The organism is Mesorhizobium sp. Arg314 (assembly GCF_053714275.1).
In genome coordinates this window covers 69932-91604 of record NZ_JBSKBP010000019.1, presented here as the reverse complement: position 1 = coordinate 91604, position 21673 = coordinate 69932, and the positions used below count along the sequence as shown (strand labels likewise).

Below are 21673 nucleotides of genomic sequence, written 5' to 3'. Positions count from 1 at the left end.
CCGCACCGTTCGGGAGCCACTCCTTGGCACGGGCGGTCTGATGCATGTCGCCCAGAAGTGTGCAGCGGTTCTGGGACAACGACATGCATCAAAACAAAGACCTAAAGCGCGTCGCCTGAATCCGGTTCAGCGCGACATGCTTAGGAGCGCACCCCGCCTCTACCAGTTCAGCTTGAAGCCGACATCGCCGCCATAGCTCCGCAGGCCGTCGCCGAACTTGCCGTCGAAAGCGGCGAACATCGAGGTGTTTGAGCCCCAGTTCATCTTCAGGCCGGCATTGAGCGCAACCGCGTCCTCGGCCGCCGAGGCGCCCTGGATGACGAAGGAGGTGCCGGGCGCCGCCTGGAAGCTGGGCTTCACCGAGCGGTCCGGCTCGAACTCATGCACCCAGGCCGCGCGGCCCCAGGCCTGCAGCGACTGGCCGTCGCCGATGCCGATGGTGGTGTCGAGCTGCAGGCCGAGCGAGACCGGCAGCGAGGTGATGACGCGGTGATCGAAGCTGAGCCCCAGCGCGCCGCCGTCAGGCGACGTCTCGTCGAAAGCGTCCATCGACAGGAATGCGAACTGCAGCCCGGCGAAAGGCGTGATGGCCCCCGCACCCACCTGCTGCCGCCAGCCGGCCTCGATGTTGGTGCCGAAGCCGGCGCTGAGGAAATTGCTGCGCCAGTTCTCGGGCGTGATGCCGGCCACCGGGTCGATCGGCGAGTCCGAACCGGGCACGGCCGTGGCCCGGTGGATGTTGTTGTTGTAGAGGCCGAAGGCAAGCGCGCCGTCGATATAGAACTGGTCCCATTTATGCGCGACATAGGCGCCGGCCTGCGCGCCGACGATGTTGCCCGAAGTCTGTCGGTCGTCGACAGCAAATGAACCCGCCGAGCCACCCAGGGCGAAGCCCACCAGCGTGTCGGGATCGCCGACGGTCTCCATGCCCGCTGCGAGATTGCCGCCCCTGTAGGTGGTGCCGGCACTGCCAGCCGCCGCATTGCCACTGATCTCGCCGCCGTTGCCGCCGGCGCTTGCCCAATAGCTCCAGCGCCGCTGGTCGGGCTGCATGGCCTTGAACGGATCCTTTTTGGGCTTCGTCGGTTCGTCATAGGCCTGCGGCGTGGCTGTGTGATCCGTCGGGTCGGTCCCGAGGCCGGTGCGCCAGAAATCGGCCTGGCGGCCTATCGAGGCGAAGAAGCTTTCATAAGCACCGAACTGCGGCTGCTCGAACCCGGAAACGCCCTCGCCCGAGATCGAATCGTAGACGGCGCCGAGCTGGGTGACCGTCGGGATATAGAACAGCGCCTCGGCGATCTTCTGGAAATCCGGCGAGGTCGGGCCACTCTGAATGGCGTTGACTGCGTTCGCGACCGGAATCTGGTTCCCGGTCAGGCCGGTGGGAGCGAAGGTTATGTCGACAGCGAGATAGACATTGTTAAGATCCGGATACTGCAACTGATATTGCGCGACCGCGCTTGCGATCGAACTGAGCTCCAGTCCGCTGTGCGAGACACCGCCATCGGCATGCAGGATGTGGAACGTTTGGCTGCCTGGCTTCGCCGCGGCCGCATCCATGATGTTGAGGTCGATGGCGCCGCCGAGATCCGCCGTGCCGGCAACGTTGATCAGGTCGGACTGCGGATCGAGGTCGACGTCGAGCTTGTAGACGCCGGTCGAGGCCTGGTTCCAATTGCCGACGAGGTTGGTCGCCATCACATTGTTGTCGCCGCCCGGCGAGAAATAGCCGCTGTCGGCGAAGAGGTTGCCGGTGCCGAGCTTGGCGTCGGCACCGGCGTTGAAGATGGCGTTGGCCGCGTTGGTGAAGCTGTTGACGCCCGCGCCGAGATCGAAGGAGCCGGTGACGGTGCCGTAATTGGTGACCGCCTCCTTGGCGTCGCCGGACAGGATCGCCCAGCCGCCCGCCGTGCCGCTCGCGGTGGTGATCGTGCCCTTGTTGCTGATCGTGTTGTTGTTGCCGTCGATGATCCAGACACCGACGCCGACATGGTTTGCGTCGGTGACGCCGCCCAGGACCTTGCCGGTGGCGCTCGTCAGGTTGATGGCAATGTCGCCATTGCCATCAACGGCCTTGCTCTGCGCGACGATGGCGTCTGTGCCGGCAGCATGGGTGACGACCGACCCGTCGAGATCGACGGTGATGTTGCCGGCTGTGCCGAGATAGTTCTGCGTCGCGTCCTTCTTGCCGCCATTGCTCTGGGCGAAGATGCCGATGGAGCCGTCGCCATAGGTGTCGATCGTGCCGGCATAGTTGACGTGGACGATGCCGGAATCGCCGGCGTCGCCATTGCTGCCGACGGCCCAGTTGGTGACGGTGCTGACACCCGGGATCAGTTCGTTGCCGAGCGTGCCCAGGATACCGCCGCCGCCGCCGACCGACTGGGCAAAAATGCCGGCCGAGGACGAGCCATGGGTGATGATCGCGCCGTTGCCCTCGACGGTGACGTCCTTGCCCGAGCCGCCATTGCCGCCGCCCTGGCCGAAAGCAAGGCCGATGCCGAGGTTGAGTGCCGGGATCGGCCCAAGTCCATTAGCCAGCACGCGATCGACATTGCCGGCGACGCCGCCGCCACCGCCTACCGACTGGGCAAAGATGCCGTTGGAGGCCGCGCCGAATGTCTCGATCTTGCCATTCCCGTTATTGATGACGTGGACGATGCCGCCGTTGCCGCCGCTGGTGCCCTTGCCGCCGACGCTGATCGTGCCGGTGGCGCCGATATTGGCCTTGCCGCCCACGCCACCGCCGCCGCCCACCGACTGGGCGAAGATGCCGTTGGAATTGCTGCCCTTGGTCGTGATGTTACCGGTGTTGGTGACCTCGACAAGGCCGCCGATGCCTGACCCGCCGCCATTGCCGCCAACGGCGGCGCCAAGCGCGCTGTAGATCTTGGTCTTGCCGAAGAGGACGTTGGCGATCAGCGCCGCAGGCACCGGGATCAGCTCGTCCGTGCCGAGGATGCCGTTGCCACCCGCGCCACCGCCGCCACCCACGCTCTGCGCATAGATGCCGTCGGCAAGCGAACCGTTGGTCGTGATGCTGCCGTCATTGGTGACGGTCACGTGGCCGCCATCCCCGGCCGCGCCGCCCTGACCGCCGACTGCAACCGACATGGCGACGTTGATCAACGCATCCGGGGGAGCCTCGCCCTTGCCGACCAGCACGTTGATCGAATTGGCACGGCCGCCGATGCCGCCGCCGCCGCCGATCGATTGGGCGAAGATGCCATAGGCGCTGTTGCCGGTGGTCACCGTATCGCCAGCGATGTCCGTGTTGGTGGTGATGAGGCCGGTCTCGATATTGCCATGGTTGTTGACGGTGACGTCCTTGCCGTCGCCGGCGAGCGCGCCATTGCCGCCGATGGCAACCGAGATGTTGGTGTTCTGGGCGCTGGAGCTCGTCGCGTTCGCCCAGCTTCCGACCGCCGTGATCGCGTTGCCGCCATCGCCGCCGCCACCGCCCGCGCTCTGCGCAAAGACGCCGGCCGAATTGTCGCCATAGGTACGGATGACCGACCAGTTGTTGACCGTCGCGCTCGAACCGTCGCCGCCAAGCGCGCCCTGGCCGCCCACGGTGACGCCGATCGACGCCAGCGGCAGGTCGCTGTTGTTGATGCCGAGATTGACGCCGATCGCGAAGCCGCCATCGCCGCCGCCGCCGCCTATCGACTGCGCCCTGATGCCGTCGGCACCAAGGCCCCAGGTGGTGATGGTCGAGCCGGCGACGACCGCGCCGAGCTTATCCTTGCCCGCATCGACGATGACGGCGCCGCCGTTCCCGCCGGTGCCGCCCGTGCCGCCGACGGCGACCGATATGTTGGCCCCCGGCCCCAATGAACCGGAGCCCGATCCGGCGTAGCCGCCGGTGCCGCCGCCGCCGCCGACCGATTGCGCCCAGATGCCGTGGGCCCCGGTGCCGTGGGTGGTGACGTTTCCGCCATTGGTGACATGCACCGTCTCGCCAATGCTGCCTGCGCCGCCACTGCCGCCGACCGCGACCGAAACGGCGACCGCCGGTATCTCCTCAGGGTCGGGCGAAACCGCCAGCGAGAAGGCGATGGCCCCGCCACCGTTGCCGCCGCCGCCGCCGACCGACTGCGCGAAGATGCCGTAAGCCTTGGCGCCCGAGGTGGTTATGTTCCCCTGGTTGTTGACCGTGACGGTGCCGCCGCTGCTGCCGTCGCCGGCATCGCCGCCGATGGCGGCCGATATCGCGCCGACCGCGAGTGCGCCGGCGATGGAGAAGCCGCCATTGCCGCCGCCGCCGCCAAGGCTCTGAGCGTTGATGCCGATCGAACCATCCGCATGGGTGATGATCGAGGAGGCGTTGTTGACGGTAACGGCCTTGGCGATACCACCCGCGGCTCCCTTGCCGCCAAGGGTGACGGTCAGCGCGACCGCGCCGATCGTGCCGCCGCCGGCAAAGCCGCCATTGCCGCCGCCACCGCCGACCGACTGCGCGAGGATGCCATAGGACTGGAGGCCGTAGGTCTCGATCGTGCCGCCCATGGTGTTGACGGTGACGATGTCACCGCTGCCTCCGACATCGGCAGCGCCGCCCATCGCGAGGCCGAAGTTGAACGCGCCACCGCCGCTCACCGCGACGGCGCCGCCGCCATCGCCACCGCCACCACCGACGCTCTGCGCGAAGATGCCATAGGCACCGTCGCCCTGAGTGGTGATGTCGCCCTTGTAGTTGACTGTGACGTCCTTGCCGTCGCCGCCGGGGCCGCCCTTGCCGCCGAGCGCGAAGCTGGCGCCGGCGCCGGATGTGGCGGTCGAGACCGCGACCGCAAGGCCTCCCCTGCCGCCGCCACCGCCGACCGACTGCGCGAAGACGCCATAGGCCTTAGCGCCGGTGACGACGGTTTGGCCCTGACCGTTGATGGTGCGCGTGCCGGTACTGATGTCGGAGGCTACAAGGCCGCTGAGATTGCCCGGCGTGGCCACGTGATTGACCTCGACCGATCCGCCATTGCCGCCCTTGTCGCCGGCGCCGCCGATGGCGATCGCCACCGCTTCACCGACAGTATACGAGCCGCCGCCGTTGCCGCCACCGCCGCCCAGCGACTGGGCGAGGATGCCGACCGAATTGTCGCCGGTTGTCGTCAAGTGGTTTGAGGAATTGACGGTGACGTTCTGGCCGTCGCCGCCGCCGCCCCCCGAGCCGCCGATGGAGAAGAGGCCGCCGCTGGAGCCACCGTCGCCGCCGCCGCCGCCGATCGACTCCGCCTGGATGGCGGTGCCGGCGGTCGCGATTATGCCGGTATTGTCGACCGTGACGGTGCCGCCATTGCTGGTTGAGGAGCCCTTGCCGCCGATCGCGACCAGGCCGCCTGAATCGCCGCCATTGCCGCCGCCACCGCCGATCGACTGGGCATAGATGCCGCGCGCCTTCGGTCCGGTGGTGATGAGCGTGCCGTCATTGGTGACGGACACCGATCCGCCCGCACCGCCCGCGGTGCCCTCGCCGCCGATGGCGACCAGGCCGCCGCTGCCAGAGCCGTTTCCGCCGCCGCCGCCGATCGATTGCGCCACGATCGCGTCGGCGCCGACATCCTTGATGGTCGGACCCAGATCGGTGACGCTCGTGTCCGTGCCGCCATATGTCGTGATGTTCGCGTGGTTGGCGACAATGACGGTCTTGCCGTCGCCTCCGGAGCCGGCGTCGCCACCGATGGCGACGAGGCCACCAGCGCCGCCCGCATCGCCACCACCGCCGCCGATCGACTGCGCCAGGATGCCGAAGGCGCCGACGCCATAGGTCGTAATGTTGCCGCCGACATTGTTGGTGACGGTCACGGTGTCGCCGGTGCCGCCGCCGGAGCCGAGCTTGTTGCCGAGCGCAACGATGCCGCCAGAATCGCCGGCATTGCCGCCGCTGCCGCCGAGCGACTGCGCCCAGATGCCATAGGACCGCGCGCCCTTGGTCCCGATGACACCGCTGTTGGTGACGGTTACGGTGCCGCCATTGCCGCCGGCCGAGGCGGAGCCGGGCTCGCCGACGATGCCGAAGCTGTCGCCACCCGAGCCGCCGCCACCGCCGATCGACTGGGCGAAGATGCCGACGGACTTATCTTTGTTGGTGGTGATCTGGCCGCTATTGTTGACGATGACCGTGCCGCCTTTTGTCGGCGGGCCGCCAGAGCCGCCCTGACTCAGTATGTAGCCATTGCCGCCCGCGCCCCCCTGGCCACCCTTGCTCATCACAAAGATGCCATCGGCTCCGACCGCGTCGGTGGTGATCGTGGCCGCCGAATTGAGCGTGATGTCGCCGCCCTGGCCGGCAGCGCCACCCTGGCGCGCGTCCTGGTTGCCGTAGGAGTCGCCGCCCTTGCCGCCGTCACCGCCAATGCTGACGATCTCGACCGCGGCCTTGCCGTCCTGGCTGGAACTGTAGCTGGCGCCCAAGCCAAGCGTGTCATTGATCGTCGGGCCATTGCCGCCCGGCTGGCCATCGGAACCGCTCACGCCGATGGTCAGGCTGCCAAGAATGCCGAAATCGATCTCGATGCCGTAGGCATTCGAGCCGCCAGAGCCGTTTGAACCGGTCTGGCGGTCGACATAGCGCACATCGTTGCCCTGGGTCACCGTGCCGCCGCTGCCGGAGCCGCCAGCGCCGCCGCCCGCGGTCGGAACGTTGAGCTGATAGGTGTTGAGCGTGGTTTGCGGTTTGCCCGAGTCGGTCTCGTTCTCGACCACGATGCCGGTGTAGTAGGTGGTGCCGTTCACCGTCGTCGTGGTGTAGGATAGAACTTTGTAGGTCTTTCCGCCTGAAACATAGGTGGTGTTGACGGCGGGCGGCGTGACGATAACGGCGTTATAGGTAGTCGTGCCGCCGGAGGTGACCTTTGTCACCACCCAACCATTGGGTGATATCTGGAAGACAGTTTCGAAATTGCCGGTGCCTGGATTGTACACCGGATCGCCGACCGCCACCGCGAACGCGCTGCCCATAGGCAGAAGCAACATCGAGCCCGTGAGCATTCCGAACACGCTCGATCGGGCAGACCGCCGCAGAGCGTTCAGACCGACTGCGGGCAAACTGACAATCTTCATCGCCGCGGTCGCTCCCCAACGGCTGTCAGCGACGACGGCGGCCAGCGCTGCCTTTGGGGCGATCAACAGGAAGGGCGCGGCGACTGAGATTGGACCAGGACGACAGGCGTGCAACGCGCGTCCGCGGCCGGACTCCGACCCCTTGGCCGTCTCGATCTTCGCCATTGCCGCAGCCCCCCGGGTCGTTCAACCCGTCCCCGTCTGGCTATGGCGTGGCCCAAGGGAAGCGCCTTGTCAACTTCGCTCCAACTGTCAGCCGGCGGTCGAGTTCACGGATTTGTTATCGGCGCCAAGTAATCCGACGCATGTCGGACTGTCGCAGAAAGTATTGAACTATTTGGGTTTTCCGGCGTTTCCTGCCGCGGAGTTCGCAGTGGCGATGGGCCGGCCGGTCTGCCATGCGGCCGAATGGTACTCCGCGCGGGGATATCGGAGGCAGGCTCTCGGGGTTGACTTTTTCTGGGCGTATCGCGGTCCATTTGCAGGAAAGCACGACGTGGCGGCCCCGATGACGACACGGACATTCCAAACTTATTGGTGATTCTGCAAATTGCGGCACCAATGGTTGCACGGCGGGGCATCGGTTGATGAACTGAAGCGGCACCGGCCCGGCATGACGGCCAACGGCTGGCAAAACAGCGGCTATTTGATTTCTCAGACAAAACATGCTGCTTGTCGCGCCCATGAAAAAGCTCTGCCTGATGGTTCTGGCGTCGCTGACGCTGGTCTTGCCGGCCAAGGCGATGGACAATGCGTTGCGCGCCGGCCTGATGAAACTCGATCCGGAGACCCGTCTCGAGCAGCGATGTGACGCCGAGGTGCTCGATCGGATCAGTCACGACGATCACAACTACAAGGCCGACCGCGTCGTGGCCTACGCCTTCGCCACGCCGCAGATGAGCGCCGACGCCATCAGGAGCTCCGGCGCCGCCTTCCGCAGCAAGGGCCAATGGTACCGGCTGAAGTTCAAATGCCAGACAGCGGCGGACCACATGGAAGTGCTGCAGTTCCGCTACAAGATCGGCGACGAGATCCCCGAGGCCGACTGGGCAAAGTATAATCTCTACGACTGATCGGCGATCGCGACGACCCGCCTCCGGTCGACATAACAACCGCAAATTCCTATCATATTCGGTGTAACGCGGCCCCTGAAAGGGCCCGCCCCGGCCTGTTCCCTTGACGCGCGTGAACCATCCACGTTAGGGCGTCAGAATAGTCGACGATCGAGACTCAGCGAACAGCAAAGGGCCTCCAGCCGATGGACATTTTCAGCGCCGCAAGCCTGACCGCCCTGCTCCAGGTCATTGCCATCGACCTCGTGCTCGCGGGCGATAATGCCATCGTCATCGGCCTTGCGGCGGCAGGTCTGCCTGCAGATCAACGCAAGAAGGCAATCCTCATTGGTGTGCTCGCGGCGACCGTGCTGCGCATCTTCTTTGCGGCCATCACGGTGAAACTGCTTGCCATTGTCGGCCTGCTGCTTGCCGGCGGCATCCTGCTGCTTTGGGTGTGCTGGAAGATGTATCGCGAGTTGCGCACCTCCCATGCCGATGAGCACGAGGCAACGGAGGCATTGGCCAATTCCGACCTCGACAGCGACAAAGCGATCGCGGGCAAGGCGCGGCGCAAGACGCTTGGGCAGGCGTCGCTGCAGATTGTCGTCGCCGACGTTTCGATGTCACTCGACAACGTATTGGCTGTCGCAGGCGCGGCGCGCGATCATTTCCCGGTGCTGGTCATCGGCCTGGTGTTGTCGATTGCCTTGATGGGCCTCGCCGCGAGCTTTATTGCCAGGCTGTTGCACCGCTATCGCTGGATCGCTTACATCGGCCTGCTGATCATTCTCTATGTCGCGCTCGACATGGTCTATCGCGGTGCGGTCGAAGTCTGGCCGCACGTCAATGCCGCGGTGAGCTGAGGCTCTCCATCTGCTCCAGGGTTGCGTTGGGCAATGCGTTTTGCCGCAGGATGGGTCAGCCCATACCAATGCCGCAATTAGTGTGATATTGCGCCGCCGATCCCCAAAAAGCCCGGAAAACCTTATGTCCGCCCCTCGCGTCAGTTTCGTCAGTCTTGGATGCCCGAAGGCGCTCGTCGATTCCGAGCGCATCATCACGCGGCTCCGCGCCGAAGGCTACGAGATCGCGCGCAAGCATGACGGCGCCGATCTCGTCGTCGTCAACACCTGCGGCTTCCTCGATTCCGCCCGCGACGAGTCCCTCAACGCCATCGGCTCGGCCCTTTCGGAAAACGGTCGCGTCATCGTCACCGGCTGTCTCGGCGCCGAGCCGGATGTCATCCGCGAGAAACATCCGAACGTGCTCGCCATCACCGGTCCGCAGGCCTATGAGAGCGTCATGGCGGCCGTGCATGAGGCGGCTCCGCCCAGCCACGATCCCTATGTCGACCTGCTGCCGCCGCAAGGTGTGAAGCTCACGCCGCGCCACTACGCCTATCTGAAGATCTCGGAAGGCTGCAACAACCGCTGCACCTTCTGCATCATCCCGGCGCTGCGTGGCGATCTCGTCTCGCGCCCCGCTGCGGACGTGCTGCGCGAAGCCGAAAAGCTCGCCAAGGCCGGCGTCAAGGAAATCCTCGTCATCTCGCAGGACACCAGCGCCTACGGCATCGACATCAAATACCAAACCAGCATGTTCGGCGATCGCGAAGTCCGGGCGAAATTCCTCGACCTCGCCGAGGAGCTCGGCAAGCTCGGCATCTGGGTACGCATGCATTATGTGTACCCCTACCCGCATGTCGCCGACGTCATCCCGCTGATGGCCGAGGGCAAGATCCTTCCCTATCTGGACATCCCGTTCCAGCATGCTTCGCCGCAGGTGCTGAAGAACATGCGCCGGCCGGCGCATGGCGAAAAGACGCTGGAGCGCATCCGCGGCTGGCGCGAGGTGTGTCCGGATCTCGCCATCCGTTCGACCTTCATCGTCGGCTTCCCCGGCGAGACGGATGACGATTTCGAGATGCTGCTCGACTGGCTGGATGAAGCAAAGATCGATCGCGCCGGCTGCTTCAAATACGAGCCGGTCCGGGGCGCCCGCTCCAACGAGCTTGGCCTGGAGCAGGTGCCGCAGGAGATCAAGGAAGCGCGCTGGCACCGCTTCATGCAGCGCCAGCAGAAGATCTCCGCGACGCAGCTCGCAAAAAAGGTCGGCAAACGCCTGCCGGTGCTGATCGACGAGGCGCATGGCACATCGGCCAAGGGCCGCACCAAATATGACGCGCCGGAGATCGACGGCTCGGTGCACATCCAATCGCGGCGGCCGCTGCGCGCCGGCGAGATCGTTACGGTCAAGATCGACCGCGCGGACGCCTACGATCTCTATGGATCAGCCGTCTGAGCCTCCTTGCGAAGAAAGCACCGCGAATAAAAAGGGCGCCGCGCGGCGCCCTTTTTCGTTTTGGCTTCGCGACGTGCCGCTTACTGCGGCAGCTTATCGTCGATGCCTTTGACATAGAAATTCATGCCGAGCAGCGTGCCGTCGTCGGCGACCTCGCCGTCCTTCAGCCAGGCTGAGCCATCCTGCTTGGACACCGGGCCGGTGAAGGGGTTCCAGCCGCCGGCGATCTTCTTCTCGGTCGCCTGTGCCATCGCCTTCACATCGTCAGGCATGTTGGTGTAGGGCGCGAGCTTGACGGCGCCATCCTTGATGCCAAGCCAGACATTGTCCGGCTTCCAGGTGCCATCGAGAGCAGCCTGAACGCGGCTGATATAATACGGGCCCCATTCGTCCGTCAGCGAGGTCAGCTGCGCGTTCGGCGCGAACTTGATCATGTCGGACGACTGGCCGAAGCCGTGCAGCTTGCGTTCCTCGGCGACCTGCAGAGCCGCGGTGGAATCGGTGTGCTGGACGATGATGTCGGCGCCCTGGTCGAACAGCGCCTTGGCGGCGTCGGCTTCCTTGCCCGGATCGAACCAGGAGTTCACCCACACGATCTTCACCTTGAAGTCGGGATTGATCGACTGTGCGCCGAGGATGAAGGAGTTGATGCCCATCACCACTTCCGGGATCGGGAAGGACACGATGTAGCCGGCAAGGCCCTTCTTCGATTCCTTGGCCGCGATCTGGCCGAGCACATAGCGGCCTTCATAGAAGCGGGCGTTGTAGATGCCGAGATTGTCGCCGGTCTTGAAGCCGGTGGCATGCTCGAACATCACCTTGGGAAACTTCTTGGCGACCTTCACCTCGGCATCCATGAAGCCGAAGGAGGTGCCGAAGATGATCTTGCACTTCTCGCGTGCCAGGCGCTCGAAAGCGCGGTCTGCGTCGGGACCTTCCGAGACGTTTTCGAGATAGGCGGTCTCGACCTTGTCGCCGAGCGCCTTCTCGACCTCGAGGCGGCCCTGGTCGTGCTGGTAGGAATAGCCGAAGTCGCCGATCGGACCGGTATAGACCCAGCAGGCCTTGAGCTTGTCGGCCGCCTCGGCGGTTGCCGCCAGCGACAGGGCCGCGGCCGTGGTCATCAACGCAATAAGCAGTTTTTTCATTGTGTTACCTCTCTGAGTTAAGCCTTGGAGCTTCCCGTCTTTTTGTTGTTGTCAACGATCCGGAACGAATGGCTGCCCCAACGAAGCCGGCGTGTTCATCATCGTCAAACGCTTGTTGCGCGAGATTAGAACGAGAACCACGACGGTTGCCAGATAGGGCAACGAAGAAAGAAACTGTGAAGGCACAGGAATGCCAAAAGCCTGTGCATGAAGCTGGCCGATCCACACCGCGCCGAAGATGTAGGCGCCGGCCAGCACCCGCCACGGGCGCCACGAAGCGAACACCACCAGCGCCAGCGCAATCCAGCCGCGGCCCGCGCTCATATTCTCCACCCATTGCGGCGTATAGACCAGCGACAGGTGGCCGCCGGCAAGGCCGGCGCAGGCGCCGCCGAAGATCACGGCGAGATAGCGGTAGCGGATGACCTTGATGCCGAGCGCGTGCGCCGAGGTGTGGCTGTCGCCGATCGAGCGCAGCGTCAGGCCGGTGCGTGTCTTGAACAGGAACCACATCACCGCCGCGGTGAGCGCGATCGAGATGTAGAAGACCGGATCCTGGCCGAAGATCAGCTTGCCGACGATCGGGATCGAGCTGATCACCGGGATATCGAGATTGGGCAATCTCACGCCCGGCTGGCCGACGAAGCTGGTGCCGATCATGCCCGAGAGGCCGAGGCCGAGCAGCGTCAGCGACAGGCCGGTCGCTACCTGGTTGGTCGCGAGCGACAGCGTCATGACGGCGAAGAGCAGCGAGAACAGCGCCCCGACGATGATCGCGGCAAGCAGGCCGATCCACGGCGACCCGGTGAGGTAGCCGGCGCCGAAGCCGCCGACGGCGCCCATGATCATCATGCCTTCGACGCCGAGATTGAGCACGCCGGAGCGCTCGACCACCAGTTCGCCGATCGCCGCGATCAGAAGCGGCGTCGCCGCGGTCGCGATGGTCAAAAGGATGTTGACGGTGATGTCCATCAGCGGACCTCCTCGAGCTTCGGCGCTGCTTCGAGTTTCGCGGCGCCGTTGGGCTTCGTCAGCGCCATGCCGATCAGGCGGATGCGGTAGTGGATGAGCGTGTCGCAGCCGAGCACGAAGAACAACAGCATGCCCTGGAACACGCGCGCCACCTTGTCCGAGATGCCGAGCGCGCTCTGCACCGCCTCGCCGCCGAGATAGGTCAGCGCCAGCACAAGGCCCGCGGCCACGATGCCCAGCGGATTGAGCCGTCCGAGGAAGGCGACGATGATGGCAGTGAAGCCGTAGCCGGGCGAGATCACCGGCTGCAGCTGGCCGATGGCGCCAGACACTTCCGAGATGCCCGCCAGACCAGCCAGCGCGCCGGACAGAAGGAAGGTGAAGAAGACCATCCGGTTGAAGCCGAAGCCGGCGAAGCGCCCTGCCCTCGGGCTGGAGCCCAGCACGCGCACCTCGAAACCCTTCAGCATGCGGCTCATCATCAGCCAGACCAGCACGGCTGCAACAATCGCGAAGACGAAGCCCCAATTGGCGCGGCCGGCGTCGGGCATCAGCTCCGGCAGGACGGCCGAGTCGCCGAACTGGATGGTCTGCGGAAAGCCATGCCCCTGCGGATCGCGCCACGGGCCGCGCACCAGCCAGTCGAGAAAGAGCTGCGCGACATAGACCAGCATCAGGCTGGTCAGGATTTCATTGGTGCTGAAGCGTGTCTTGAGCAGCGCCGGGATTGACGCATAGAGAGCCCCGCCGACCATGCCGAGCAAGAGCATCAGCGGCAGCACCAGCGGTCCTTCGAATTGTGGAAACAAGACCGGGATGATCGAGCCGAAGATAGCTCCGAAAACCAACTGGCCTTCGGCGCCGATGTTCCAGATGTTGGCCTTGTAGCAGACCGACAGGCCAACCGCGATCAGGATGAGCGGCGCCGCCTTGATCGCCAGCTCATGCAACTGCCAGACCTGGCTGATCGGCTCGACGAAGTAGATTTCGAAGGCATTGAAGGGATTGACGCCGAGTAATGCGAACATGATGGCGCCGGCGACGATCGTCAGCGCGAAAGCGATGAAGGGTGACAGCACCGAGAACAGCGCCGAGCGCTGCGGACGTTTGACCAGTTCGATGCGCATCACGCAACCTCCAGGCTGTGTTCGGCGTGGCCGGGCTCGGCGCCGCCCATCAACAGGCCGATCTTCTCGAAAGTCGCCTCGGCGATCGGCAGCGGCGTCGACAGTTCTCCGTTGTGCATGACGGCAATCGCGTCCGACAGTTCGAACAATTCGTCGAGGTCCTGGCTGATGACCAGGACCGCGGAGCCGCTGCGGGCAAGCTCGATCAGGGCCTGGCGGATGTGTGCGGCCGCACCTGCGTCGACGCCCCAGGTCGGCTGGTTGACGACCATGACGCTCGGCTTGCGGTCGAGTTCACGGCCGACGATGAATTTCTGCAGATTGCCGCCCGATAGCGCGGCCGCCTCCGGGTCCGGTGCGCTTTTGCGCACATCCATGGCTGTGATGATGCGCTGGGCGGCGCTGTAAACGGCACCGTTCTTGACCATGCCGCCGGAGCCTACAAAAGCCTTGCCGTCGGTGGCGTGACGAGAAAGCAGCAGGTTCTCCGAAAGCTTCATGCGTGGGGCGGCGCCATGGCCGAGGCGCTCTTCCGGGACGAAGGCGGCCCCCATCAGGCGGCGGCCGGTGATCGACAGGCCTCCGGCGTCCTTGCCGCGAATGCGCACGGAACCGGCATCCTGCTGCAGCACTTCGCCGGAGGCGGATTCGAAAAACTCGCCCTGGCCGTTGCCGGCGACGCCGGCGATGCCGATCACCTCGCCGGCGCGCACGGTCAGGTTGATGTTCTTGAGCGGAATGGCGAAGGGCGTCGCCGGCTTGCGGCTGAGGCCGCGGATTTCCAGCAGCGCCGGCGCGGTCTCGATGCCTTCCGCCGGCGCGCGCACCACCGCCTTCACCTCGCTGCCGACCATCATGCGGGCCAGCGATGCGGCGGTCTCCTGGCGTGGGTTGCAGTGGCCGACGACCTTGCCGTGGCGCAGCACGGTAGCGCGGTCGCAGATGCGTTTGACCTCCTCCAGCCGGTGCGAAATGTAGAGGATCGATTTGCCTTCGGCGCGTAGCCGCTCCAGCGTTTCGAACAGCTTGTCGGCCTCCTGCGGCGTCAGCACCGAGGTCGGCTCATCGAGGATGATGAGCTGCGGCGTCTGCAGCAGGCAGCGGATGATCTCGATGCGCTGGCGTTCGCCGACGGAGAGATCGCCGACCAGCGAATCCGGATCGAGCGGCAGGCCGTAGCTGAAGGAAAGCGCCCTCGCCTTCGCGGCAATCGTGCCGATCGGCGAACCGTCATTGAGGGAAAGCGCGATGTTTTCGGCCGCCGTCAGCGCCTCGAACAGCGAGAAATGCTGGAACACCATGCCGATGCCGAGCTTCTTGGCGACGCCCGGGCTGGTGATCTTGACCGGCTTGCCGTCCCAGAATATCTCGCCCGAGTTCGGCTCGAGCGATCCGAACAGCATCTTGACCAGCGTCGACTTGCCGGCGCCGTTCTCACCGAGCAGCGCGTGGATCTCGCCTTTTGCGATATTGAGATCGATGTGATCGCACGCCGTCAGCGTGCCAAAAATCTTGGTAAGGCCACGAACCTCAAGCAGGTTCGCCCTGTCATGATTTGCACTCACAGTGCCTCCCATCCAGTTTCCCGGACATGTTCCGTGTTCCCGAAAGCATGGTATGCGCGGCCGGCTCCCATCGGAAAGCAGCACCCAACTTGAAAGAGCTTCAAGAATTTCAGCGGAAACTCAAGGGCTAAGATAGGCCTGTTGAGAACGCTGGCAAATCCGGAGCGGTTTCCAGGCAAGCCGTGCCTCAGCCACGGCAAGTCGCTGAAAAACAAGGCAGCCGGCTAGGGCATGATGCCGAAAAAGTGTGAAGCGGTTTTCGGGCGATATCCGGCTCTAGGGAATAAGGACAGTCGTTCCCGTCGTCTTGCGGGCCTCGAGATCGGCCTGCGCCTTCGCAGCGTCCTTCAGCGCGTAGCGCTGGTTGATCTTGATCTCGACGGCGCCACTGAGCACCACGCCGAAAAGCGCTTCAGCCGACTTCACCAGGTCCTCGCGCCTGGCGTTGTAGACGAACAGCGTCGGCCGGGTTGTATAGATCGAGCCCTTCTGTGCCAGGAGCGACATCGAGAAAGGCGGGATCGGCCCGGACGACTGGCCGAAGCTGACGAACATGCCGAGCGGCCGCAGGCAATCGAGCGAGGCTGGAAAAGTGTCGGCGCCGACGGAATCATAGACGACATCGCATTTCTTGCCGCCGGTCAGCGCCGCAACGGCGGCGACGAAATCCTGCTCCTTGTAGTTGATGACGTGATCGAAGCCATGCGCGCGGGCGAGCTCGATCTTGTCGGCGGAGCTCGCGGTGCCGATCACGGTCGCGCCGAGATGCTTTGCCCATTGGCCGAGGATCAGGCCGACGCCGCCGGCGGCCGCGTGGTAGAGGATCGTGTCGCCGGCCTTCACGGGAAAGGTGCGGCGCAAAAGATATTCCGCCGTCATGCCCTTCAGCATCATCGCCGCGGCCTGCTCGTCGCTGATGCCGTCCGGTACCTTGACCACGCGGTCGGCCGCGATAACCCGTTGCTCGCTATAGGCGCCGACATTGACGGCATAGGCGATGCGGTCGCCAGGCTTCAGCCAGTCGACCCCGGCGCCCAGCGCCTGCACGACGCCAGCCGCCTCGCCGCCTGGGATCAGCGGAAAACCGCCAGGCGGCGGATAAAGCCCGGAGCGGTGGTAAACGTCGATGAAGTTGAGGCCGATCGCGGTGTGCCGGACTAGGATCTGGCCTTTTCCCGGCCGGCCGGAATCGGCATCCTCGTAAATCAGGACCTCAGGGCCGCCATGGGCGTGAATGCGGATTGCCTTGGACATCGCTCAACTCTCTGAAGGGTACGAACCGGATCTGCGCGATCTCGAAAAGGGAGAACCGATTTCGGAAAAGATCATGCTCCGATAGACAGCTAGGTCAGGATGACGATTCAACCAGAATTATCCTGATCCAGGATCAGGACTTCTTGACGCCCAGATTGGGAAACATCTGCATGACGGCCCCGATGCAGGTGAGATAAAGGCCAGTGATCGTGATGCCGATCTTGGTGAAGTCGCCGACCTGCTCGCTTAGAACGCCGATCTTGTCGTAGAAGGCCGCGAGCGCCGCCTGCGCCAGCGCCAGCGCGCCGAAGGCGCACCACAAAAGCGTCATGCCGAGATTGAGCGGTCTCAACCTCACGACGCGCACCGGATGAATGAAATTAATCGGCAGGAAGGTCAAAATGCCGGCAACCACCACCACGGCGAAAGACACCCATTGCCCCGGCTCGATGACAAACAGCGTGAACACCACCATGTTCCACACGACAGGGAACCCTTTGAAGAAGTTCTCCTTCGTCTTCATGCCGGTGTCAGCATAGTAGATTGCGCTGGAGACGACGATGATGGCCGCCGACAGGAAAGACAGGTTCTCGCCCATGAAACCGCGTTGATAGAGCGCGAAGGCCGGAATGAGGACGTAGGTGACGTAGTCGATGATGTTGTCAAGGAGTTCGCCCGACCATGTCGGCAGGATCTCCTTGACCTCGAGCTTTCTTGCGATCGGGCCGTCGATACCGTCGACAAAGAGCGCCAGTCCCAGCCACCAGAACATCGCCGTCCAGCGATCCTCGCTCGCCGCCACCAGCGACAGGAAGGCAAGGAACGACCCTGACGCGGTGAGCAGATGGACGGAGAAGGCGCGCGCCTGCGGCCACGTCACCTTCTTCTTCGGCAGAGGAATCCGCTCCACGATCTTCTTTGCCGCTTTCCTGGCCGCTGTGTTCTTGCTCACGGTCCCCGCCAGTCCAGCTTGCAGATTTCGGCCGAGCGGCCGGCGAAATTCCAGTTGCGGCCGAAGGCGCGCATCTTGCTCTTGTCGGACTTCGCCACGATGATTTCCGGCGCGATCCAATATTCGGAATTGGTGATCACCGTATCCTTCTCGCGGTCCTTGCCTTGTATAGGCGTCACAGCGCCGTCGATAATCCGCGGTATCTGGAAGACGCGCGTCTTGTCACGCGTCTCATAGGTGATCGGCACCTGCTCGACGCCGAGGAATTTCCCGACAAGGATCGACAGCAGCGAGGTGGTGCCGCCGGCCTTGCCGGTGAAGATCCTGCTTAGCGCCTTCACCGCATAGACGGAAGCACGCTTGTCGATGAACAGCCCGGCCGTCCAGTTGCCGCGGCTCATGTAACCGGGGATTTCCATGATCAGGCCGAGATTGAGGCCCGAAAGGTCGACTTCGCCGAAATGGCCCGCGTCGATGCGAAAGCCCGCCCAGGTCTGGCAGTAGCCTTCCGTCGGCGGATGGCTGCCGAGCGACAGCACGCAGGGACAGAAAACCGTGCAATTGCAGGAGAGTACCAGCTCCCCTTTGATTGCCCAGCTTTGGTCGGTCATCGAATTCTCCCCTCACGCCGAAACTAATAGCAGGGCAGCCGCCCACACAAGCAGTATCGCACCGGCAACCCGGCTGGCCACCCTGCCGGTGGTCTGTTTTTCGATCAGAGTGAACAGGCCAATCAGCGCCATCCAGAAGACGTTCATCGCGCCGACCGCAAACATCACCAGCATCAGCGCCCAACAGCAACCGAGGCACCAGACGCCCTGCTCCAATCCCAAACGGAAGATGCGGCCTGGTTTCGCGCTCCAGTTGGCGAAGAGGATCGAGAACGGGTTGCGGCACTTTTCCAGGCATGCCTGTTTCAGGCCGCTGAATTGATAGAGGCCGGCAACGAGCAGCGCGGCGGCGCCGGCAAGGCCGTCGGCGGGATCGAGCATCTGGCCGGAACTGGCAAAGGCATAGACCGAGAGCGTCAACACAGTGAAACCCACGGATGCGCCAAGCCAAGTGGTGAGGTATCCGCCGACAAGCACCAGCGGATGGACGACCGGCGCGCCCTTGATCCTCGCCGTGTCGGCGATTTCGCAATAGGTGTGGATCAACGGCGCCGCGGAAGGCAGCATCGTCGCCACGGCCATCAGAAACCACATCAGCACAAGCGCCGGCGCCTGCAGGCCGGTTGGGCCGGCAAGCGGTGCCGGCGCAAGGCAGAGCGCGAAGAACCGGTCCAGGAAATCCGGCAATGGCGGGCTCGGCAGATTTTTGAGCAGCACGTCGCCGGGCGCGCCGACAAGGCGGCTTTCAGCGCCGCGGATCGCCATCGCGCCGAGAAGGAACCACGCAAGGGAGACGCCGATACCGATCGTGAGCATGACGGCGAGGCGCGGGCTGCGCGCCACGCCGGCCGTCGCGCGGCCCGCGCGGTCGAGATGGCTGAAATCGTGCTCCTGGCCGTTCATGGCAATCGAATGGGCTGAATCGCCGCGTTGATCAAGCCGGCTGATCTGACCTATATCCTGACGAAGGCCCGACGGGTCGCCTCTCATCGTGGAAGCCTGGCGTGGAGTACAACGACAAAGCCCGCATTCTGGTTGCCGGCAGCGGTCCGGCCGGCCTGATCGCCGCGCTCGGCTTCGCCAAGGCCGGCTTCGACGTGACGCTGGTCGGGCCTGAGGCCAACAGCGCTGACGGCCGCACCACGGCCCTCATGAATCCGGCGCTGAAAGTCCTCGACCGGCTGGGCGTTCTTGGCGAGCTGACACCACAGGCCGCGGCGCTCAAGGTGATGCGCATCGTCGACGCCACCCGGCGGCTGATCCGAAGCCCGACCGTGACCTTTCGCGCCAGCGAGATCGGCGAGGAACAGTTCGGGCTCAATCTGCCGAATAAGGTTCTTATCCCGATCCTCGCCAAGGCCGTTTCAGCTCATGGCGGCATTCAATGGCTGAAATCCATCGTCGAGTCATGGCGCCTTGATGCCGATCAGGCTCATGCCCGGCTGGCCGATGGCAGCGAAATCTCGGCGTCCCTGGCAGTCGCCGCCGACGGGCGCCTGTCTCCGGCACGGGAGGCCGCCGGCATCCGCGCCTCCGCGCGGCCCTATCCGCAGTCGGCGCTCGTCCTCAACTTTGGCCATCGCAGCGAGCACGGCTTCGTTTCGACCGAATTCCACACCGAAACCGGACCGTTCACGCAGGTGCCGCTGCCCGGCAGGCGCTCGAGCCTTGTCTGGGTGGTCAAGCCGGAGACGGCGCAGGAACTCGTGGCGCTCGACGATGCAACCTTGTCGGGACGCGTCGAGGAGCAGATGCAATCGATGCTTGGCCGGGTCTCGGTCGAGCCGGGCCGTCAAGTCTATCCTTTGTCCGCGGCCTCACCCGGCCGCTTCGCGCAAAATCGCGTCGCGCTTGTCGGCGAGGCAGCGCATGTGTTTCCGCCAATCGGCGCCCAGGGTCTCAACCTCGGCATCAGGGATATCGACGATCTGATTGGAATCGCGAGTGAAAACCGCGACGACCCCGGGTCGCGCCGGAGCCTCGCCGCCTATGACACCAGGCGCCGGCCCGACATATGGGCGCGCAGTGGCGCAGTGAACCTGCTCAACATGTCGCTGCTATCCGACATGTTGCCGGCACAACTGGCGCGCAGCGCCGGCCTCAATGCCTTGGGCAGCTTCGCGCCGTTGCGCGCCTTCTTCATGCGCGAGGGATTGCGGCCCGGCAGCGGTTTTCGCGCGATTGCCGGCGGCCTGCGCAAACAGGTCGGGCATTAGAAGCTCACACCGCGCCTTTCTGTCCCGCCCTCGAAACCTTCCGTCCTGCTATCCGTAGCTTGCACATAGGGGCTGCGGCATTGAATTTGAGGCAGCGTCTGCGCCAAATAGGCAACAGCCCGAAAGTCGGGGTCGATTTTTGGCAGCGTAGCGCGTAATTTCAAGAAGTTAGGTGCGTTTTGCGTCGAGCAAACACGCCCAATGGTGAGTGCTATGAAAACGGCCAAATTCGCAATCGGACAAGTGGTTCGCCACAGGCTGTTTCCGTTCCGCGGCGTGATCTTCGACGTCGATCCCGAATTCGCCAACACCGAGGAATGGTACGAAGCCATTCCCGCCGACGTGCGTCCGCGCAGGGACCAGCCTTTCTACCATCTTCTGGCGGAGAATTCGGAGACCGAATACATCGCCTATGTGTCCGAGCAGAACCTGCTCGAGGATCGGTCGGGCGAGCCGGTGCGGCACCCGCAGATCGGCGAGATGTTCGACAAGCTGCCGGACGGCCGCTACGAGCCGAAGCGCCATTCGAAGCACTGAAGCGCTAAGGCATGTCGCCCAAAGCGCGCTGCGCGGCTACAACAAAAAAGCGGGGCGAATTGCCCCGCTTTTTGTTTTCCGGAGGTTGTTCCGGCGATCAGTTAGCGGTCTTGGCCTTGTCCTGCTCGTCCTTGAGCTTCTTGGCGAAGTCCTGGTTGTTCTTGGCGACGAAGTCCTGCAGCTTCTTCTGCCGGTCCTCGATGTCCGACTGCTGCAGCGGCGGGCCATCATAGGCGCCGCTGAAGCCGGTGAGCGCGATCTTGATCGGGTTCGGCTGGTTCTGGAAGTTGATCGAGGTCAGCGAGATCGCCTGTCCCTTCTTGAAAGACGCCACGAGCTGGTCGCTCAGCGGCACTTCGGCGACGCAACGATCCGGGAAGCAGATCACATAGTCTAGCTTCTGCGCCTTGCCGGCATCGATCTGCAGGCCGATGCCCGGAGGAATAAGACGGCCGGTCGGGACCGTGACCTGGAACACCTTGCGGTTCACCTTGCCCTTGAGCTCGATCAGGCTGACGCCGGTGACGAGCTGGCCGTTGCCGGCGGTGACGATGTTCTGGACATTGCAGATGTCGACGTCTTCCTGCTTGGTGCAGGCCTTGAACCAACCCTGAGGGATCTGCGGCTGCTGCTGAGCCGAGGCGGTGAAAAGCCCGGCGCCCAGAACGCCGACCACGCCTGCGGCCAGCACCGAAAGGCGGTACGCGTTGATCGTCATATGGTGCACTTTCCTCTCAAATGATCCCGGGGACCGGCTTCTTCGTGCCGTGTGGTCCAGCTACCTGTTGCCCAAATGAGGCAACAGGATGACTTCGGAGCGCGTGTTACACTGCCAGCGGCGTCGAATCCAGCCCGGTTTCCGCGATTTCTTCGCGG

General features: G+C 64.2%; 15 protein-coding genes. 5 read left to right on the top strand and 10 right to left on the bottom strand.

Translation table 11 applies throughout. The features are described from left to right. Positions 1 to 159: 159 nt before the first annotated feature. Complete coding sequence (locus tag ACWGS9_RS20745) at positions 160 to 6972, bottom strand: hypothetical protein (protein WP_454506987.1); 6813 nt, start codon at positions 6970 to 6972, stop codon at positions 160 to 162. A gap of 752 nt (positions 6973 to 7724) precedes the next feature. Between ACWGS9_RS20745 and ACWGS9_RS20740 the strand changes: the two genes are divergently transcribed. The 3 genes from ACWGS9_RS20740 to rimO all read left to right on the top strand — a co-directional run bounded on the left by ACWGS9_RS20740 (position 7725) and on the right by rimO (position 10415). Beyond that, a complete protein-coding gene (locus ACWGS9_RS20740; RefSeq protein ID WP_454506986.1) occupies positions 7725 to 8132 on the top strand; it encodes a DUF930 domain-containing protein in 408 nt (135 codons plus the stop codon). Positions 8133 to 8317: 185 nt separating this feature from the next. Further along, the gene (locus ACWGS9_RS20735) at positions 8318 to 8977 is read left to right on the top strand and encodes a TerC family protein (RefSeq protein ID WP_454506985.1); all 660 of its coding nucleotides are present in this window, start codon (positions 8318 to 8320) and stop codon (positions 8975 to 8977) included. A gap of 124 nt (positions 8978 to 9101) precedes the next feature. Beyond that, complete coding sequence (gene rimO, locus ACWGS9_RS20730) at positions 9102 to 10415, top strand: 30S ribosomal protein S12 methylthiotransferase RimO (RefSeq protein WP_454506984.1); 1314 nt, start codon at positions 9102 to 9104, stop codon at positions 10413 to 10415. A gap of 80 nt (positions 10416 to 10495) precedes the next feature. On the opposite strand, the gene ACWGS9_RS20725 is transcribed toward rimO, so the two are convergent. The 8 genes from ACWGS9_RS20725 to ACWGS9_RS20690 form a co-directional block, all read right to left on the bottom strand. Continuing rightward, entirely contained in the window at positions 10496 to 11563 is a 1068-nt protein-coding gene (locus tag ACWGS9_RS20725) for a BMP family ABC transporter substrate-binding protein (RefSeq protein ID WP_454506983.1), read from the bottom strand. A gap of 51 nt (positions 11564 to 11614) precedes the next feature. Continuing rightward, positions 11615 to 12535, bottom strand: coding sequence for an ABC transporter permease (locus ACWGS9_RS20720; protein WP_320216066.1), 921 nt, complete (start codon positions 12533 to 12535; stop codon positions 11615 to 11617). Beyond that, positions 12535 to 13665, bottom strand: a complete 1131-nt coding sequence (locus ACWGS9_RS20715; RefSeq protein ID WP_320216065.1) for an ABC transporter permease — start codon at positions 13663 to 13665, stop codon at positions 12535 to 12537. The genes ACWGS9_RS20720 and ACWGS9_RS20715 overlap by 1 nt, the downstream gene beginning before the upstream one ends. Beyond that, positions 13662 to 15239, bottom strand: a complete 1578-nt coding sequence (locus tag ACWGS9_RS20710) for an ABC transporter ATP-binding protein (RefSeq protein WP_454506982.1) — start codon at positions 15237 to 15239, stop codon at positions 13662 to 13664. The genes ACWGS9_RS20715 and ACWGS9_RS20710 overlap by 4 nt, the downstream gene beginning before the upstream one ends. A gap of 264 nt (positions 15240 to 15503) precedes the next feature. Continuing rightward, a complete protein-coding gene (locus ACWGS9_RS20705) occupies positions 15504 to 16481 on the bottom strand; it encodes a quinone oxidoreductase family protein (protein WP_454506981.1) in 978 nt (325 codons plus the stop codon). Positions 16482 to 16614: 133 nt separating this feature from the next. Next, positions 16615 to 17376, bottom strand: coding sequence for a phosphatidylcholine synthase (gene pcsA / locus ACWGS9_RS20700; protein ID WP_454507000.1), 762 nt, complete (start codon positions 17374 to 17376; stop codon positions 16615 to 16617). A 53-nt stretch (positions 17377 to 17429) separates the two neighbouring features. After that, positions 17430 to 18044, bottom strand: coding sequence for a DUF1326 domain-containing protein (locus ACWGS9_RS20695; RefSeq protein ID WP_454506980.1), 615 nt, complete (start codon positions 18042 to 18044; stop codon positions 17430 to 17432). 12 nt (positions 18045 to 18056) lie between these two features. Further along, entirely contained in the window at positions 18057 to 18947 is an 891-nt protein-coding gene (locus tag ACWGS9_RS20690) for a DUF2182 domain-containing protein (protein WP_454506999.1), read from the bottom strand. Between the two features lie 101 nt (positions 18948 to 19048). Here ACWGS9_RS20690 and ACWGS9_RS20685 point away from each other — a divergent pair, with 101 nt between their 5' ends. Both ACWGS9_RS20685 and hspQ read left to right on the top strand, forming a co-directional pair. After that, complete coding sequence (locus ACWGS9_RS20685; RefSeq protein WP_454506979.1) at positions 19049 to 20260, top strand: UbiH/UbiF family hydroxylase; 1212 nt, start codon at positions 19049 to 19051, stop codon at positions 20258 to 20260. A 213-nt stretch (positions 20261 to 20473) separates the two neighbouring features. After that, complete coding sequence (gene hspQ, locus ACWGS9_RS20680) at positions 20474 to 20797, top strand: heat shock protein HspQ (protein ID WP_454506978.1); 324 nt, start codon at positions 20474 to 20476, stop codon at positions 20795 to 20797. Positions 20798 to 20894: 97 nt separating this feature from the next. On the opposite strand, the gene ACWGS9_RS20675 is transcribed toward hspQ, so the two are convergent. Continuing rightward, the gene (locus ACWGS9_RS20675) at positions 20895 to 21515 is read right to left on the bottom strand and encodes an invasion associated locus B family protein (RefSeq protein ID WP_454506977.1); all 621 of its coding nucleotides are present in this window, start codon (positions 21513 to 21515) and stop codon (positions 20895 to 20897) included. Positions 21516 to 21673 lie beyond the last annotated feature (158 nt).

Coding starts and splice junctions, on each gene's coding strand:
- ACWGS9_RS20745 (WP_454506987.1), bottom strand. CDS start 6,972: ATGTTGCTTCTGCCTATGGGCAGCGCGTTCGCGGTGGCGGTCGGCGAT.
- ACWGS9_RS20740 (WP_454506986.1), top strand. CDS start 7,725: ATGCTGCTTGTCGCGCCCATGAAAAAGCTCTGCCTGATGGTTCTGGCG.
- ACWGS9_RS20735 (WP_454506985.1), top strand. CDS start 8,318: ATGGACATTTTCAGCGCCGCAAGCCTGACCGCCCTGCTCCAGGTCATT.
- rimO (WP_454506984.1), top strand. CDS start 9,102: ATGTCCGCCCCTCGCGTCAGTTTCGTCAGTCTTGGATGCCCGAAGGCG.
- ACWGS9_RS20725 (WP_454506983.1), bottom strand. CDS start 11,563: ATGAAAAAACTGCTTATTGCGTTGATGACCACGGCCGCGGCCCTGTCG.
- ACWGS9_RS20720 (WP_320216066.1), bottom strand. CDS start 12,535: ATGGACATCACCGTCAACATCCTTTTGACCATCGCGACCGCGGCGACG.
- ACWGS9_RS20710 (WP_454506982.1), bottom strand. CDS start 15,239: ATGGGAGGCACTGTGAGTGCAAATCATGACAGGGCGAACCTGCTTGAG.
- ACWGS9_RS20705 (WP_454506981.1), bottom strand. CDS start 16,481: ATGTCCAAGGCAATCCGCATTCACGCCCATGGCGGCCCTGAGGTCCTG.
- ACWGS9_RS20695 (WP_454506980.1), bottom strand. CDS start 18,044: ATGACCGACCAAAGCTGGGCAATCAAAGGGGAGCTGGTACTCTCCTGC.
- ACWGS9_RS20690 (WP_454506999.1), bottom strand. CDS start 18,947: ATGAACGGCCAGGAGCACGATTTCAGCCATCTCGACCGCGCGGGCCGC.
- hspQ (WP_454506978.1), top strand. CDS start 20,474: ATGAAAACGGCCAAATTCGCAATCGGACAAGTGGTTCGCCACAGGCTG.
- ACWGS9_RS20675 (WP_454506977.1), bottom strand. CDS start 21,515: ATGACGATCAACGCGTACCGCCTTTCGGTGCTGGCCGCAGGCGTGGTC.